This is a genomic window from Dongshaea marina (assembly GCF_003072645.1).
In the GTDB taxonomy this organism is placed as follows: domain Bacteria; phylum Pseudomonadota; class Gammaproteobacteria; order Enterobacterales; family Aeromonadaceae; genus Dongshaea; species Dongshaea marina.
The window spans coordinates 1,681,317-1,697,589 of record NZ_CP028897.1; the positions used below are offsets into that span (position 1 = coordinate 1,681,317).

A 16,273-nucleotide genomic window follows, 5' to 3' on the forward strand; every position below is an offset into this window, starting at 1 on the left:
GAAATAAATGAATATTAAATTCCTTGATAATGTACCGCCCTTTATTTTTTTTACCGGAAAAGGTGGAGTAGGAAAAACATCTTTAGCTTGTTCAACGGCGGTAAATCTCGCGGATAAGAATAAGAGAGTTCTACTTGTAAGCACCGATCCGGCTTCAAACGTTGGCCAGGTCTTTGATCAAAAGATTGGGCACAAGATCACTTCAATCGACTCAGTGAACAACCTATCTGCAATTGAGGTTGATCCCATGGTTGCGGCGCAGGATTATCGTAACCGGGTGCTTAATCCAGTGAAGGACCTACTGCCAGCCGATGTTGTAGATAGTATCGAAGAGCAACTATCGGGGTCTTGCACCACTGAAATTGCCGCTTTTGATGAGTTCACCGGGCTCCTGACAAATGAGGATATTCGCCAGAAGTATGACCATATTGTATTTGATACGGCCCCCACGGGTCACACGATCCGGATGCTTGAGCTACCTGGAGCATGGACGGGTTATCTTGAAGCAAACCCCGAGGCGGCCGCAAATCTAGGGCCTCTGGTTGGTCTTGAAAAGCAACAAGACCAATATTCAGATGCCGTTAAAGCATTGTCCGATGCCAATCAGACTCGGTTGGTTCTGGTCGCGCGAGCTCAATCATCCACGCTTAAGGAGGTGTCTCACACACATGATGAGCTTTCACAGATTGGCCTGAAGTCACAGCATCTGGCGATCAATGGTGTGCTTCCACCACAAGCTGCCGAGAACGATCTCCTGGCCAGGAGTATCATGGCTCGTGAAGAAAGAGCCATCAGTCAAATGCCAGAAAACCTGGCTGCGCTTCCGCGGACTCTGCTGCCATTGAAACCTTTTAATATGGTTGGTCTGGAAGCTCTAAGGCGACTGCTCAGTGGTGAAGCAGATATCGTATCCGCCGTTGAAGCGCCCGCTCTCTCTGATATTGAGCTTCCGAAGCTGGACTCTCTTGTGGATGAGCTGAGCCTTGATGGTAAGGGGCTTATCATGACAATGGGTAAAGGCGGGGTTGGTAAGACAACCGTTGCAGCATCGCTCGCTGTTTCATTGGCTCAACGTGGTCATAAAGTTCATCTGACAACATCCGATCCCGCAGCACATCTGTCATACACGATTGAAGATACGCTCGATAACCTGAAGGTAAGCCGTATCGATCCTAAGGTCGAGACCGAAAAGTATCGTCAGTTTGTTCTTGATAATCAGGGCAAGGATTTAGATGAAGAGGGGTTGGCGGTACTGGAAGAGGATCTTCGATCACCATGTACCGAGGAGATTGCTGTATTCCAGGCATTTTCGCGGATTATTGAAGAGTCGAATGATCATTTTGTTGTCATGGATACTGCACCCACAGGGCATACACTGCTATTGCTTGATTCGACAGGGGCGTATCACCGGGAGATGACCCGCCAGATGGGGGAGATAGAAAATAATACGATCACCCCGATGATGCAGCTTCAAGACCCGGATAAAACCAAGGTGATTATTGTGACCCTGGCCGAGACGACTCCGGTGTTGGAGGCGGCCAATCTTCAGCGTGACTTGCGTCGAGCTAAGATAGAGCCCTGGGCCTGGGTGGTGAACAATAGCATCGCGGCGGCTCAGGTGTCATCGCAGTTTCTGATCACCCGTGCCAACAGGGAGCTCCCCCTGATTGAGGAAGTGAAACAAGAGTACGCTACTCGTACAGCTCTTATTCCTCAGCAAAGTGAAGAGCCGGTGGGTGTATTTTCACTAGAAGCCCTTTCCAAAATCTAAGTAGTCAGAGGGCTGGTTTTTATGCCAGCCCGGTTCAGAACAGTTTATATAAAATATAGGTGATTGTTATGAGTGGTTTTTCAAACAAGATAGGAGGGGGGATATTAGGTTATTTGACCCGTTACCTATCCGTATTAGTTGCTGCAGGAATTGTAGTTGGTGTCATCTTAGCTTATGCATTTCCAAACATTAAGTCGTTCTGGGAATATTTCACCTATGACGGTGTTAATATACCATTGGCAGCGATGCTCATCATAATGTTGTTTCCATCATTTGCCAAAGTTGATTATTCGCAAATGGGGCGGGTATTCAGGGATAGAAAAGCATTAGCTCTTTCTATTATTTTTAACTGGGTCTTTGGACCTATCCTGATGTTTGCTTTGGCTATGTTGACTTTGCAGTCGCTGCCACACTATTTAACTGGGTTGATTCTGATAGGTTTGGCACGCTGTATTGCCCTGGTTATTACCTGGACTGAGTTGGGACATGGGGATGCAGAGTTCACCACAGGAGTGGTGGCGGTCAACTCTGTGTTGACCATTATTCTGTATCCTATCTATACATATATTTTCCTGGGGATACTGGCTCCGATGTTTGGATTCCATGCCCTGAGCGTTCAAGCAGACATGATGAGTGTTGCTACAAACGTATTCGTATATACTGGAATACCATTTATCTTGGCAATCATTGTGCGCTATACACTGATCGGTGCAAAGGGGATCGAATGGTATGACAGTAAATTTGTGCCAAAAGCACTGTTGGGAATTTTTATTGGCCTGTTCGTGATGATCGTAATTATGTTCTCCATGCAGGGGAAAGCGATTGCTGCCGATCCATTAACTCTGGTTCATGTTGCGATACCCTTGTTCCTGTATTTCATAATTATCTTTACAGTTGCATTTATTGTTTCAAAAAATGCAGGTTACAACTATGAAATGACATCGGCTTTTGCAATGACTAGCGCGTCTAACAATTTCGAGCTGGCCCTGGCGGCTGCAGTCGCAACTTTTGGTATCTACTCTCCGGAAGCTGTTACCGCGACTATTGGTCCCCTGATTGAAATACCTACCATCCTGTTGTTGTTGAAAATATCATCCGTCATCAGGCACAGATATATTGACACACCCTGGGTCACTCGTAAGTCTGAGTTATTGACGAGTTAACCTCCATACCCACCAGGTTGTTGCCCGGTGGGTTTTTTCACTCTCTTCGGAGTGGAGGGTGTACCAGCTGGCTGCTATCGATCATGGTAGATTCGCAATCTTCTCATTAGCCTGGCACTTTTGGATGTGGCGTCAAATAGCACTTTCCCCCAGCAGCAGAGCCGCTGTGAGTATTCTGCGCCGCCATTGCCAGCTGGTCGACCTCACAATAGGGACTCTTCTCACAACCTTCTCTTTTCCTAAAACTGATTATTTATCATAACCTTAGCTTGAGCTCCCGAGAGCTATTTAAGATAGATCTGGCGCTGGCTTGTATATAACAGAGAACAAGGAGCACTGATGAAAATTGAAAAAGTCGCCAATGTTCTAAAGGTGCTTGGTCATCCCAAGCGATTAATTATCTATAAGAACGTGGTAGAATCCGGGGCTCTTGGGATCTCAGTCGGGGAGCTAAAAAAACGCCTAAACATCCCCTCTTCAACACTATCCCATCATATTGCTTGTCTCATTGCTGTTGGTCTTTTGAGCCAACGACGTGAGGGCGAACACTGTTTTGTGTCGCTGAGTATCAATATCTTTCGGCGATGCTTGATTTTACCCTTGAAGAGGGCTGTGTTTATGAGTGAGCCTGGAACATATTTGGTACTGATCATGGTCGGCTCTGGTTCGAATAGGCTGGTGATCTGGACTCGAAAATCAACTCAGAGCATTTGGCGATAAAGGGGATGAGCCTAGAGTTTTTTCGGATTAATCCGGTTCATTATGTTCAGGCTTTGCTAAGCTGACTTTCTTCAGCAGAGCGGCCAAGGGCGTGGTTGCATCGCAACAAGCGAGAGGCATGGGTGGAATTGCCTCCTGGCAATGAAACGGGAGGCAGGATGCCGAGCTGGTGAGGATGCCCATGGATGGGCATCGCCGAACTGGTAAGGATTATCATGGATGATAATCGGTATTGCGAGTCAGCGTGTAAAGCCAGAGATTAATTACAGCATTGGCTCCATCTATGGAGAAAATGCTCTAGTTACCTATATACCCAGAGATGAAAAGAGCCTCATCAAAGAGGCTCGAGTTCACTGCATGACCCTGGGGGCCATCTTATGATGAAAACCCGGTACTTAATGGTTTTTCTTGATTAACAGGTAATTTATGAGTCGAGACAAATAATCTACTTTCTGCCGGGCATTGCTTCCTCGTAACTTTTGCAGACAAATCTGGTACTTCCCATTAATAATAAACTCCGGAACACCGTACACCTTATAGCTCTTTATGAGTTGATTATATTGGTTAATCATTCCCTCAACCTGGAGGTTGCTCCATGCCTGATCAAATAGCTCCCCATTCACCTCGTTGGCAACAAACAACTTCTTGATGTCCGATTCATCACTTAGATTCTTATGTTCAAGTTGAATTGAATTAAATAATACCGGCGTCATCTTTTCTGTCACCCCTAATAACTGAGCTACGGCAAAGGCATGTTGTAGTAACGGGCCTGAAGGACCACCGAGTAAGGCGAGTGGAACTCTTTTAAACTCAGTCCCTGCTGGGATTTTTGATTTTAAATATTCGGTAATAGGTTCAAATTGGTAGCAGTGCGGGCAAAAATAGGAAAAAAATTCCATAAGCTGGGGGTTTTCTGTGCTAACCTGTTTTACAATTATATAGTTCACACCTTTCTTGAACAGAGGTTCAGCCTGCGAGCTTAAAGAGGTGAATGTTCCAAGAAGTATTATCAACAACCATCTTTTCATGTCTGTTACCTATGAGGTTTTCAGGTTTTTTGGATTTATCTATTCATTGGGATCAAGATTACAAATAAGAGCTGTATCCAGATCTTATTTGTAATATTTTATTTGATTTATTTGTTATAAGTTAAATTGTTACCATAAATATAAAAGTAAATTGGTTATGTCTCAGATCCGTTGCTCATACAAAGGTGTACTGATTTCAAGGTCACCAACCTTCTGCCGCAGGGATGCGGCAGCAGAGGCTCCATGGAAGGATACACACCGTGTTGGTGAGACATGAAATCAGACATCAACATCAGTATTCATTTTCTGAGGAGCATGGAGTTCGCTGGTGCTGTGGTGCATCAATGTCATGGTATGGAGTTATCTATCAGATGCTATAGGTTGATGTTTTTCTATGGCAGCAGACCTTTGAAGATTCATCTTCTTCAACAGCACACAGATCAGCCATGATCTCCTTCAGGCTCTCTCTGGCACGCAACAGCCGGGATTTCAAGGCTGGTAATGTTATCCCCATTTCTGCTGCAACCTCTTTCTGTTGCCGACGTTCTAAGTCACATTCACGCAATAGGGTGCGTGTAGCCTCTGGTAGTTTATTCATCGCCTCAGGCAGACATTCTGTCAGGGTTACCAACTCGGATTGCTCCACTCCGGCCGGAAAGTCAATCTTATCTATGTCAACACAGTCTCTATTGCGCCTATGTTCATCGGTGATCAAATTCTTAGCGCTTCGATAAATCCAGGCCCGAGGTTGAGCCATATCGCAGAAGCTGTTGAAATTGTCTCTTGCTTTCAGAAATAATTCACTTAGAAGATCTTTAGCTTTTTCTGGATCAGCCACTCTTGACAATAAAAACATGTAAAACTCATCCTGATGTTGATCCCAAAACTCAGTTATACATGAGTTAAATGATTCGATACTTTTCATTAATCTACCTTCTGATTAAAGCTTAAAATTTCTCTATCGAGGAGTCATGCTTTCCTATCACAGCTAGCTACAGGAGCCGGAATAGACTTTGAGCTCGATGTTGATCGATTCATCAATAGAGCCCAGAAAATAATGTTGCAAATTTGATTCAGAAATTCCAGGCACAGCTCTAACGCCTCCTCGAGAGTGTCTTATGATGGCTCACTTTAAGAACAGTGATTAGATTCGTATGTGGCCTAAGTCAAACCAATTGCAACTTCCATAAAACTAGTTTTATGGAAATGAATTGTAGCCTATCTCTTAGAGCATAACAACGTTGATTGAGCTAACAGAAAAACCAACCCCCAGGGTAAAGAAATCATCGTTTTGCCACAAGGCTTGGCAGAGAGTCTGAGCCACAGAGGGGCTGAAATCATCAGGATTACTGAGGATTATTTGAGATCCGGGACCTTGTGGATTGTTCGCGGTGAGCACCATGCCTTGTGTATTAGGAGGGAGACTATCTTTTCAACTCGCCGTGGGTCTGCATCGGCATGTACCCTGAGCCCTTGGTCTGAGAGCTGGTCGCGATGTTAGCGAGGGTGATTTATAGTTTTTAATATTGCTTTCATCAGGAGGCATGAATGAAATGCTCCCTGCTTGCCATCGCGTTACCATCACCGGATGTGCCACTCGTCCAGCGGAGCGTACGGAATATACCAAGCTGCAGCCTCTTGAGAGCGGCTGGAGTCGTATCTATGTGAGTGCGGGGAGATATGCTGGAGTAAAGTTGTGGAGTGTTCACCAGGTCGGCCCCGTCTTCGTCGATGACCAACATGTGGGGAATACCGCAAAAGATGAGCATTTTGTGGTTGACCTGCGACTAGGGAGCTATGAGGAATATTGTGAACCAGAGCAGCCGGACAGGAACCGGGTTGAAAAACGCCAGTTCAGATTTAATGCTGGAGAGACGTATTACTTAAGCTGTGAAATGTCGAATAAAGGGGTTGGGATCGGCTTTGGCATGGTTGGCGCTATTTTCTCAAAATACTTAACCAAATCCTATTTAGCAGAAAAGACGATGAGTGACCCGGATAGCAAACTTGTTGCATACAAGAGATTGCAGCCCACACCCCTGAATAAATAGCTTCATTTTGACTCGCTTTAGTAAAGATCTGACATGCATCCGCGCCATCACGAGATGAGAGCAGATAATTGAGACTCTAGGTGAGCGAGAGCTGATGACTGGGTGAGTTATTTAGGCAAGTGGCATGTCATTAATGCTGCAACTTGGTGGAGCTTTCCTCTGAAGACTTCTGCCATCTTTAAGCCGACGTATCGACCAATCGAAGGGAGATCGGGAATGGAGACAAATTGCGGGCCGGTATAGGGTGTGGGCTTTTTGGTAAAGTGGACTGGATCTGCCTTGAGTGTCTCCTTTAGAACAAACTCAGAGAATGGTACTGACTGTAGGTACTCCTGATTATATGTAGAAAACCGCGAGCCCGGGGGACAGCATACCAGCCATCAGTATTTGCAACTTGCCTAATATACTCTTTCGAAAGCCCTGGTCACCAATTCATGAACATAGCCTTGATCCGGCAGGGGCATCCCTATGTAGGGTTCATGTTCGGATGCGGCTAAAACAACTTTATCTCTGGCTATAGCAAGATTGGCCACGAACAGTGCAAATATCAAAGGGAGAAAGAACAGGTTGCGCCCTGGGGATAGCCAATCTGGACAAGTATGTATCGCGGGTGGTGGGCTACTCATAACTCTCCTCCCTGAGAGTCTATGCGATCTGGAGATCTTTTCCTGCTCTAATTGTAGTTTAGTGGGAGAGCATATCTGCTCTGCGATAATCGAGCGGCTTTGCGCTTATAAATCTTTGCCAGGGATTTTGCAGCATTATCTGCAGATTACAGGCTGCTTAAGTCGAAGAGGGAAGAGATGAGCCTGCAGATGGACGCCTTGATGGGAATGCTTCAAAGGGGCCGGTGCGTTACCTGGCGATTAGAAGAGCTTAACGGGTTGTCTTACTGCAAGGTCACACACCCTGAAGGGACGGGCTCACTTGGATGGTTAACGTTCGATTTAAGTCAAGTCCATATTTACCAAAAAGCCTTTGTTTACTCACTAAGCAGGCTCTTCTCTTAGCTTAAATGAACACGCTTCTACTATAGAAATAGATGCTAACATGACCTGGTGAAGCTTGTTGCATCGGGCTTAGTAGTATACGATACGATAATCATTTTAAATAAAAAAGTCTGAATTCCATTGATAAAAGTATGGTTCTAGGAATGTATGTTAACGAGTCTTTTTAAGAGGGTTGATATTGAAATGTGTTTCTGTTAACTGCTCCAATGGTGGTGTGAATGCAGATAACTTTATGCAATAAATCGGTTAGGACTTTGCATTCATGCAATTAACTTTCTAGATTGTCGGTGGTAACATAAGAGTAATTCTTCCTCTACCTGATGGTCCAAAATTATAAGGTATGATGATAAAATGCTTTCTAAAACACTAGACTGGGACTTATTGAGAATTTTCTTCGTCATTTGTAAAACCGGCTCTCTTTCAAAGGCCAGTGATTATCTAAATATAAATCAGTCTACAATTTCACGCAAGCTTGCGAGACTTGAATTAAAATTAGGTGTTAGACTATTTGATAGAGTTTACAGTGGCCTTAAAGTAACTGATGAGGGTATTCAATTACTTGATTCAGTTAATAAAATAGACGTGGAAGTTAATAATATTAGTCGGCATTTTATGGGGAATGGTGACGAACTCTCAGGGAAAGTTGTTGTTGCAACTTTTGATGCAATGGCTGAGCATTTGCTACCGATTATCTTGTCTTTCCAAAAAAATAATCCAAATGTAACAGTTGAGCTTACTTCATCGGGTCATACATGTAATCTTGAAGATCGAGAAGCTGACATTTCTATTAGAGGTGCAATGAGCGTTCCTGAGGGTTTAATAGGGAAAAAAATATCACCAATTAGTACGTCAGCATATAGAAAATCTGATATTACCGGGGAGATGCCTTCTTCTTGGATCGGTTGGGGCAGCTCAGACAGCAAGCTTGATCCAACGCCTAAAGATGCCAAGGTCTCACTGAGATTTGATAATGTTGGGATGATACTAAAAGCTTGTGAGTCTGGCGCGGCCATTGCTACTCTTCCCTGCTTTATAGGCGATGCCTCCAAAAAACTTTGTCGTGTCCCGGGAACTTTCAACGAGGAACAGACTGGTCTGTGGATGCTTTGTCATAAAGATGTGATAAAGAAAAAGAGGGTAAGTGTTCTTTATAATTTATTACTGGATTTTTTCTATGAAAGTAATCCAGTAATAAATAGCTGAAGTTATTTCTAGTGTTACTTTTATAAAGATAAATTATAAAATGTATGCTGCATGGGGATCTTGGTTTATCTATAACCTAACTGGTTTACTTATGGGCGACTTACCTTTTATATAAATGTATCCCTCACATTGCCGTATGTATTTTTATAAATACAGCGATTTTCTTGTTTTCTTCATTGTAAGGTACAACTTATTCTCAAAGTATCCATTCCGTTGGGTCTTGGGCTAATAAAAAATCACATTGCCAGTGGTGAGTAAATAGTAGCTAAGATTAATATAGCTCAAGGCATTTATGCCTTGGCTGTATTGCAATTTTGCAAGGGTGATTAGTTGGTTAATTTGTAAGGTGTGTGTATCATAGGTTATATTACATGGTTCACCTGGTTGGGCTTTATTTTATGTAAATTTGAGTATATGGAGAGAAAGGTGTCACTGGAAACTTTATCTAGGATGATAGGTATATGGACAGGAAGCGGGGAAATGAATGATGGGAGCCGTAAAGGAGATATTCATGAATATCTAGAAATAAAACACAGTGATATCAATGATTGTTTGTCTTATGAGAGAAAGCTTAGGATAGACTATCCAACTGAATCAGTTCTTCATAATGAAATTGGATATGTTACACATGAAATGTTTAACATAATGACCTCATTAGGTGGTTACCTCCCATTAAAGTGGAATAGTGTTAGTGAAAGATATTGTCAAATGTATGAATCCTCGTTCATCAAAGGTATATCGAGAAAGGTTGTATTCCCTAACTCAGCGATGATGATTTGGGATAGTAGGTCAAAAATAATTAATGGTAGAGATTGGGTTACCCATAATGCATATGTTGAGTTTTTCTTGGTCAGTAGGTGAACTTTAATATATAAAACAAGATATAAATCAATCTCCTTATTTATGGAGTGATGCGTGAAAATTATACTCAGTACTATTTTGTAAGGTGATAAAATGAAAAGAATTTTTGAAAACTTATGGCAAACCGAAACAGAGAACCCTTTTTCAGGGCTAAACACCCATGCTTATGTTTTGAAAGTTGAGGGGGTAAATATTCTAATGTATAACACAAGTCTTATAAGCGAGGTTGATGAAATGGCTGATGTTGGAGGTATTGATTATCAACTTATCAGTCATAGGCATGAGGTAGGTAAATCATTAAGTCTAATTAAAAATAAATATAACAGCAAGCTCTGCATTAATAAATTAGAGGCTGGATCCTTTAAAGGTGATGTGGATGTTTATCTTGACCAAAACACAGATATAGTTGAGGGGTTAAAAGTTATCTCTACTCCCGGTCATACCAGTGGTGGAGTTTGCTTCTATTATAATCCGCCAGTGGGGAAGTCATATCTTTTTACCGGAGATACATATTTTATTTCAAATGGTTTACTTAGTACATTGATTTTTTCTAGTCATGGAGGTAATTCACATGATATGAAATGTAGTTTATTAAAGCTAAAAGAACTGTCTCCTGATTTCATCATACCCAGTGGCTCAGTAGGCGAGGTTAACATTTTAGAAATCACAAAAAGTGAATGGCAAGAAGCTATTGAATCTAGTTTGTTGAATATATAGAAATAGATGTTTATGATACTATCACCTTAATGGCTATTAATTAAAAGTGTTGTCTCATGCAATGTAATCATTGAATGTCGTACTTTTAGTTATAAAAGATTTCAACTTAGGTAAGTCTTTTGTTCATGAATCACTGATTCACAAGTTGATCTGAACTTAATAGAAAAACCCTCAAAAATAGAATTAATATTTGTGGAACAGCCAGTATATGCTCTACTGAGGACTCTTGAGGCATGTAAAAATACAAGGTGTTTTAGTTTCTATTACTATCCAGTTAAATAATGAGGTGGCTACTATCCAAGTGCTAATCTCTTGAACAACTAATTCGAGGTTTATATTATGAGGGTTCAATTTACAAACACTCAGGTTAGGATTCACTTGAATGTAATAGAATGCCATAATTTGAGTGATGGTATTCCTTTAGATCTTGAGTACAAGGTTGGAAAAAATTCACTTTACTCATGTCGCGTTGAATCCTGTGATTATATACAAGATTACCTGTTAAGTAATGATGGTGGCGAACACTTGATATTGTTTAACTCTACTCATGTTAAGAAATTTATTAGTAACGATAAAACTTCACCATTCATTTTGGATAATGGAAAAGTGGTAATATTAGTCGAGCGGAATAATTAGATTTAATTTCACCTTGTTATTTAAGGAATAAATATGCCTAGAGAATAAGGGGGGAGTAGAGTTGAAACTTTCACTACCGTTAATATGTCTTCTAAATACTAAAGTCAGGTTTTATTTTAATTTTACTCAAACAGGTATAGGAAATACTGGGTTATTTCTTCTGAGCTTAAGGGTGATTCTGCATAGTATTTTATTCTCAAGGGAATCCGGGATATGACGAGAGCGGAGTGAGAAGGGATTGCAAAGGGGAAGCAATTTCCCCTTTGGCCGAAGGTCACAGCCAGGAACCTGTACCGAAGGCACAAATTCCGGCCCACAACTGTATTTTAAAGTCTCAACTTCTGATCATTCGCTGCGGTTGACGACTGGCAGTCGCAGCTCCACCTGTTTTTGCGCCATGATTGCGGCCAGAGCCGGTGGGGGCGACTGATCACTGAACAGGGCCGTCGCCTGACCTATATTACCGATCTCCACTGCGGCCGAGGAGTGGTACTTGGTATGGTCGGCGGCGAGTAGCAGGTGACGGGAATGACCCATCATCGCCTTGACCACGGCGCTTTCGTTGACATCGTACTCCAGCATGCTGCCATCCTCCTCAAGGGCGCCCATGCTGGTGATCAGGTAGTCGGCGCGAAATCCTTCAATAAAGGCGACCGCTGCCGGACCTATGATGCCACCGTTATGAGGGCGCAGGGAGCCGCCGGGTACCATGACTTCGAACGATTCAGATTTATACAGGATATCTGCCACCCGCAGGCTGTTGGTGATGATGCGCAGATCTTTATGGGATCTGAGCGCCCTTGCGATCTGCTCCACTGTGGTACCAATGGAGAGAAACAGGGTGCAACGGTCGGGAATATAGTCAGCGATCGCCTGAGCGATCGCCTCCTTCTCTGCGGTATAGGAGATTTCTCGTTGTTCAAAATCTGTATTGACCACACTCGATGCGCGTCCCGCACCGCCGTGGTGACGAGTCACCAGGCGCTGCTCGCTGAGTTTGCGAATATCGCGGCGGATCGTTTGAGTCGACACCTCCAGCAGTTGGGATAGTTCCTCAATACTCATATAACCGCGCTCTGAGATCAGGGCGATCAGCTGGTCATGGCGCGGATTACCGGTAAACCCGGAGAGGTTCATGCGCGCTCCTTGTAAAATGGACATGGATGTGACCATTTTAATCATAAACTGACAAAAATGTGTTTAATTGATCACAATCCGGGATCCCGCTGCGACCTCCGGGCTGGGTACACTTGAGTGCTGCCGTGGCGCAGGCGAGCTGTACCGCCTGCTCCTGGGAGGAGCCTTCGGCGAGGGCATAGGCGAGGGCCCCATGAAACACATCGCCGGCACCTGTGGTGTCAACCACTTCAACCTTGAAGCTGTTTTGATGCTTCATCTTTCCCTGGCTCAGGTAGTAGCAGCCTTTGGCTCCGGCCGTCACATACATAGCGCCGTTGGCACGGCCGCTCATCATCTGCAGGGCCTGTTGGATATTTTCCTCAGGGCAGCAGCGATGTAGTCCTGGTTCAGAAAACGCCACATGATCGGCTAGTGTGACCAGCGGCAGAATATCCTGGGGGTGACATCGGCATCCAGCAGGGTCGGCACTCCGGCTTTTGCCGCCAGGGTGAAGGCTAACTGAGCTCCCTCGTCCCAGCGCACGTCTGCCAGAACCAGATCGTAGGCGCTAAAATCGATCTCATGCAGCCAGTCGGCGTTGTTTGGTAGCTCAGGACTGGCTGCATTGATGATGGTCCGTTCACCCTGGGCATCCACCAGAATCGCCGATTGGGAGGAGCGAGCTCCCGGGATACGTTGGGTATAGCGGCAGTTGACACCATAGTATTCAAGCTCTGCGATGATCGCATCACCGCAGTCATCACTTCCGACCCGACCGATAAAATCAACCTCGGCTCCCAGGCGACTCGCCGCAACCGCCGCTGTGGCAGCGGGTCCACCCCCCATCTCCCTGTATTGATTGGCGACATATTTACCCGAGGTCATCGGCAGTTGATCCAGGTAGTAGATGCGATCCTGCACCGCGATGCCGACACATGCGATCTTGCTCATAAGAGAACTCCTTTTGTTGTGTTTAATTGCAGCTGCTGATCATTTTATCGGGGGCAAAATCGAAAAGAGTGACGAATGTCATGTTTTTTACTTAAAACAACAAATATGATCACTTTCGAGCGATAAGTGACAAATCTGAACACAGACGAGTCCACCGAATTCAACAAGGAGATCAGCAATGGCTACAGTAGCATTTATTGGTTTAGGACAGATGGGGCAGCCGATGGCTCTCAATCTGCTTAAAGGGGGAGAGCAGTTGCGGATCTATGATCGCAACCCCAACGCGATGCAGGCGTTGACTGAGCAGGGCGCTTTCTCCTGTGATTCGCCAGCCGAAGCTGCTGAGGGAGCCGAGTTTGTCATCACCATGCTGCCTAATGGCGATCTGGTTAAAGAGGTACTGCTGGGTGAGCAGGGGGTGTGTAGCAAACTGGATAGCAAGGCGCTGCTGATCGATATGTCGACCATCCATCCTCTGCAGAGCGATCAACTACGTGAGCAACTGGCTCAACTCGGATTTAGCTATATGGATGCTCCGGTTGGCCGCACTTCCGATCATGCGGTTGCCGGTACACTGCTGATCCTTGGCGGGGGAGATGCGACGCAGCTTGAGCGGGCACGTCCATTGCTGATGAAGATGGGCAGCGAACTTATCGAGGCGGGCGGTCCCGGCATGGGGATCCGGGTCAAGCTCATCAACAACTATATGAGCATTGCTCTCAACGCATTGTCTGCCGAGGCCGCGACCCTGTGTGAAGGGCTGGGCCTGTCATTTGATGTTGCCCTTGAGGTGATGCAGGGCACGCCGGCAGGCAAGGGGCACTTTACCACTACCTGGCCGAACAAGGTGCTCAAGGGGGATCTCTCTCCCGCCTTTATGATCGATCTGGCCCATAAGGATCTCGGGATCGCCATGGATGTGGCAAATCAGCTGCATGTCACCATGCCGATGGGCGCTGCGGCACGTGAACTCTTCAGCCAGGCAAGAGCCGCCGGGCGCGGGAAGCAGGACTGGACCGCGATCCTGGAGCAGGTGCGCGCAGCATCCGGGCTCACTTCAAAAGAATCAACCAAGACGAATTAAGGAGACAATGATGCCATATATCTCGGGAAAACAGATGATCCAGAAGGCCTGGCAAAATGGCTACGGGATCGGCGCATTCAGCGCCCATAACGCGGAAACCATTGCTGCCATCCTGGAGGCAGCAGAGGCGGAGCAGGCGCCGGTGATGATCCAGATCGGCCAGAAGGTGATCAGCGTCATGGACCTTGAGCCAATGAAGGCGATGGTCGATGCCTTCATGGAGAAGATCACAGTTCCTGTGGCGATCCACCTGGATCACAGCCGCAGCTTCGAGCAGACCATGCGTGCAGCGCGTTGTGGCTTCCAGTCTTTGATGTTTGATGGCTCACACCTGGAGTTTGATGAGAATGTTCGTATCACCCGCGATGTCGCCAATGTTGCCAGTGCCCTGGGCATAGGTATGGAGGGGGAGATAGGTAAGATTGGTGGTACCGAAGATGATATCTCGGTCGATGAGAAGGATGCCCTGATCACTACCTGCGATGAGGCACAGCGCTTTGTTGATGGGACTGGGGTGGATTATCTGGCGGTCTCTATAGGCACGGCTCATGGGGTTTACAAGCAGGAGCCTAAACTTGCATTCGGACGCCTCAAGGAGATCCGCGATGAGATCCAAAAGCCTATCGTACTGCACGGTGGCTCCGGGGTTCCCGATGATCAGGTGCGTGAAGCGATCTCCCTTGGCGTTGCCAAGATCAATGTGGATACCGAGCTGCGTCAGGCGTTTACCCAGGGGGTCAATGAGATACTTCAGGCTAACCCGGATGAGGTAACCCTGGCGGTCTCCCTCGGACGGGGACGTGAGGTGATGCGTGACAAGGTAGTGGAGAAGATCCGCCTGTTTGGCAGCCAGGGCAAGGCTGCAGATTTTAACTCCGTAAGTCACTCAAACTAGGACCGACTCATGACCCAGATAACGAAGCATTTTTTTGGTGAACATCAGGGACAGGAAGTGAGTCTCTATACACTAACCAACAAAAACGGCCTGCGGCTGTGTGTAACCGACTATGGTTGCATCATCACCCAGCTATGGGTGCCGGATCGAAACGGTGAGCTGGCGGATATCGTACTGGGTTTTGATGAGCTGGCCAGTTATCAGGCAGGACACCCCTTTTTCGGGGCCATCGCCGGACGCTGCGCCAACCGTATCGGTGGGGGGCGCTTCTCGCTCAAGGGGCAGGAGTATCAGCTTGCCTGCAATGAGGCGCCCACCGGTCAGCACCTGCATGGTGGGGTGCGTGGCTTTGATAAGTATGTGTGGCGCTCTGAGGTCGATGGTGACGGCATCCTGTTCTCACGAGTTTCTGCCGATGGTGAGGAGGGGTATCCGGGGGAGCTATGGGTGACTCATCGGATTGCCCTGACCGATGACAATCGTCTGGTGTTTGACTACAGCGCCCATAGCGATCGCACCACAGTGGTTAATCTGACCAACCACAGTTACTACAACCTGAGTGGTCAGCGGCAGGATATTTGCCAGCATCAGCTGCAGATCAATGCCGATTTTATCACTCCCACCGATCCGGCCACCTCTTTGCCCACAGGTGAAGTCCTGAGTGTGGCAGGCAGTGCGTTTGACTTCCGGCAGGCCACCTGCCTCGGGGAGGCGATGGCCAGACGGCCCGATCGCGACTTTGATATTAACTATGTGTTGCGTCGCGACAGTGAATCGCTGCGGTTTGCGGCCGAAGTCACTGAGCCAAATTCGGGGCGAGTGATGCGGGTCCTGACCAACCAGCCCGGAGTTCAGCTGTATAACGGCTTTAAGCTCTCCAATAAGCACTGGGAGGGTAAAGGAGGTGAGATCTATCGTGCCTTTGCAGGCTTCTGCCTCGAGGCCCAGGCGTTTCCCGATAGCATTCACCAGCCTCACTTCTGTGATGTGGTGTTGCAACCGGGTGAAACCTATCAACACCGTACCGAGCATCACTTTTCTGTCATCGATGGGCAGGAGTAAGT

Annotated in this window: 14 protein-coding genes and 1 pseudogene; 11 read left to right on the forward strand and 4 right to left on the reverse strand. The window is 46.1% G+C overall.

Going from position 1 to position 16,273, the window contains the following annotated elements; genetic code table 11:
• The first annotated feature begins 7 nt into the window (after positions 1 to 7).
• The 4 genes from arsA to DB847_RS24305 all read left to right on the forward strand — a co-directional run bounded on the left by arsA (position 8) and on the right by DB847_RS24305 (position 4,035).
• Positions 8 to 1,771 carry an arsenical pump-driving ATPase gene (arsA, locus tag DB847_RS08200; protein ID WP_108650243.1) on the forward strand — a complete coding sequence of 588 codons (1,764 nt, stop codon included), beginning with the start codon at positions 8 to 10 and terminating at the stop codon, positions 1,769 to 1,771.
• A gap of 68 nt (positions 1,772 to 1,839) precedes the next feature.
• Entirely contained in the window at positions 1,840 to 2,934 is a 1,095-nt protein-coding gene (gene arsB, locus DB847_RS08205; protein WP_108650244.1) for an ACR3 family arsenite efflux transporter, read from the forward strand.
• Positions 2,935 to 3,273: 339 nt separating this feature from the next.
• The gene (locus DB847_RS08210) at positions 3,274 to 3,654 is read left to right on the forward strand and encodes an ArsR/SmtB family transcription factor (RefSeq protein WP_325049153.1); all 381 of its coding nucleotides are present in this window, start codon (positions 3,274 to 3,276) and stop codon (positions 3,652 to 3,654) included.
• A gap of 219 nt (positions 3,655 to 3,873) precedes the next feature.
• Complete coding sequence (locus tag DB847_RS24305; RefSeq protein WP_159084471.1) at positions 3,874 to 4,035, forward strand: hypothetical protein; 162 nt, start codon at positions 3,874 to 3,876, stop codon at positions 4,033 to 4,035.
• Between the two features lie 14 nt (positions 4,036 to 4,049).
• Here the strand turns inward: DB847_RS24305 and DB847_RS08215 are convergent, their stop codons facing one another.
• Together DB847_RS08215 and DB847_RS08220 are read right to left on the reverse strand one after the other, a co-directional pair.
• Positions 4,050 to 4,682: a thiol:disulfide interchange protein DsbA/DsbL gene (locus DB847_RS08215; protein ID WP_108650245.1), complete on the reverse strand. Its 633-nt coding sequence runs from the start codon at positions 4,680 to 4,682 to the stop codon at positions 4,050 to 4,052.
• 367 nt (positions 4,683 to 5,049) lie between these two features.
• Positions 5,050 to 5,607 carry a sigma-70 family RNA polymerase sigma factor gene (locus DB847_RS08220; RefSeq protein WP_108650246.1) on the reverse strand — a complete coding sequence of 186 codons (558 nt, stop codon included), beginning with the start codon at positions 5,605 to 5,607 and terminating at the stop codon, positions 5,050 to 5,052.
• Positions 5,608 to 6,226: 619 nt separating this feature from the next.
• Here DB847_RS08220 and DB847_RS08225 point away from each other — a divergent pair.
• The 4 genes from DB847_RS08225 to DB847_RS08245 all read left to right on the forward strand — a co-directional run bounded on the left by DB847_RS08225 (position 6,227) and on the right by DB847_RS08245 (position 10,524).
• Positions 6,227 to 6,733 (forward strand): DUF2846 domain-containing protein, encoded by a 507-nt coding sequence (locus DB847_RS08225; RefSeq protein ID WP_108650247.1) that lies wholly within the window; start codon positions 6,227 to 6,229, stop codon positions 6,731 to 6,733.
• Between the two features lie 1,361 nt (positions 6,734 to 8,094).
• A complete protein-coding gene (locus tag DB847_RS08235) occupies positions 8,095 to 8,946 on the forward strand; it encodes a LysR family transcriptional regulator (protein WP_108650249.1) in 852 nt (283 codons plus the stop codon).
• A gap of 426 nt (positions 8,947 to 9,372) precedes the next feature.
• Positions 9,373 to 9,807: a heme-binding beta-barrel domain-containing protein gene (locus DB847_RS08240; RefSeq protein ID WP_159084472.1), complete on the forward strand. Its 435-nt coding sequence runs from the start codon at positions 9,373 to 9,375 to the stop codon at positions 9,805 to 9,807.
• A 93-nt stretch (positions 9,808 to 9,900) separates the two neighbouring features.
• Positions 9,901 to 10,524, forward strand: coding sequence for an MBL fold metallo-hydrolase (locus DB847_RS08245; RefSeq protein WP_108650251.1), 624 nt, complete (start codon positions 9,901 to 9,903; stop codon positions 10,522 to 10,524).
• Positions 10,525 to 11,505: 981 nt separating this feature from the next.
• Here DB847_RS08245 and DB847_RS08250 read toward each other — a convergent pair.
• Positions 11,506 to 12,297 carry a DeoR/GlpR family DNA-binding transcription regulator gene (locus DB847_RS08250; RefSeq protein ID WP_108650252.1) on the reverse strand — a complete coding sequence of 264 codons (792 nt, stop codon included), beginning with the start codon at positions 12,295 to 12,297 and terminating at the stop codon, positions 11,506 to 11,508.
• Between the two features lie 37 nt (positions 12,298 to 12,334).
• Positions 12,335 to 13,230: pseudogene (locus DB847_RS26605) on the reverse strand (PfkB family carbohydrate kinase).
• A gap of 178 nt (positions 13,231 to 13,408) precedes the next feature.
• Here DB847_RS26605 and yihU point away from each other — a divergent pair.
• Genes yihU through DB847_RS08270 form a run of 3 tightly spaced genes read left to right on the forward strand, consistent with a single transcriptional unit; the run spans position 13,409 to position 16,271 of the window.
• Complete coding sequence (gene yihU / locus DB847_RS08260; protein WP_108650253.1) at positions 13,409 to 14,314, forward strand: sulfolactaldehyde 3-reductase; 906 nt, start codon at positions 13,409 to 13,411, stop codon at positions 14,312 to 14,314.
• A gap of 10 nt (positions 14,315 to 14,324) precedes the next feature.
• Entirely contained in the window at positions 14,325 to 15,209 is an 885-nt protein-coding gene (locus DB847_RS08265; protein ID WP_108650254.1) for a class II fructose-bisphosphate aldolase, read from the forward strand.
• A gap of 9 nt (positions 15,210 to 15,218) precedes the next feature.
• Complete coding sequence (locus DB847_RS08270; protein WP_108650255.1) at positions 15,219 to 16,271, forward strand: aldose epimerase family protein; 1,053 nt, start codon at positions 15,219 to 15,221, stop codon at positions 16,269 to 16,271.
• Positions 16,272 to 16,273: the final 2 nt, after the last annotated feature.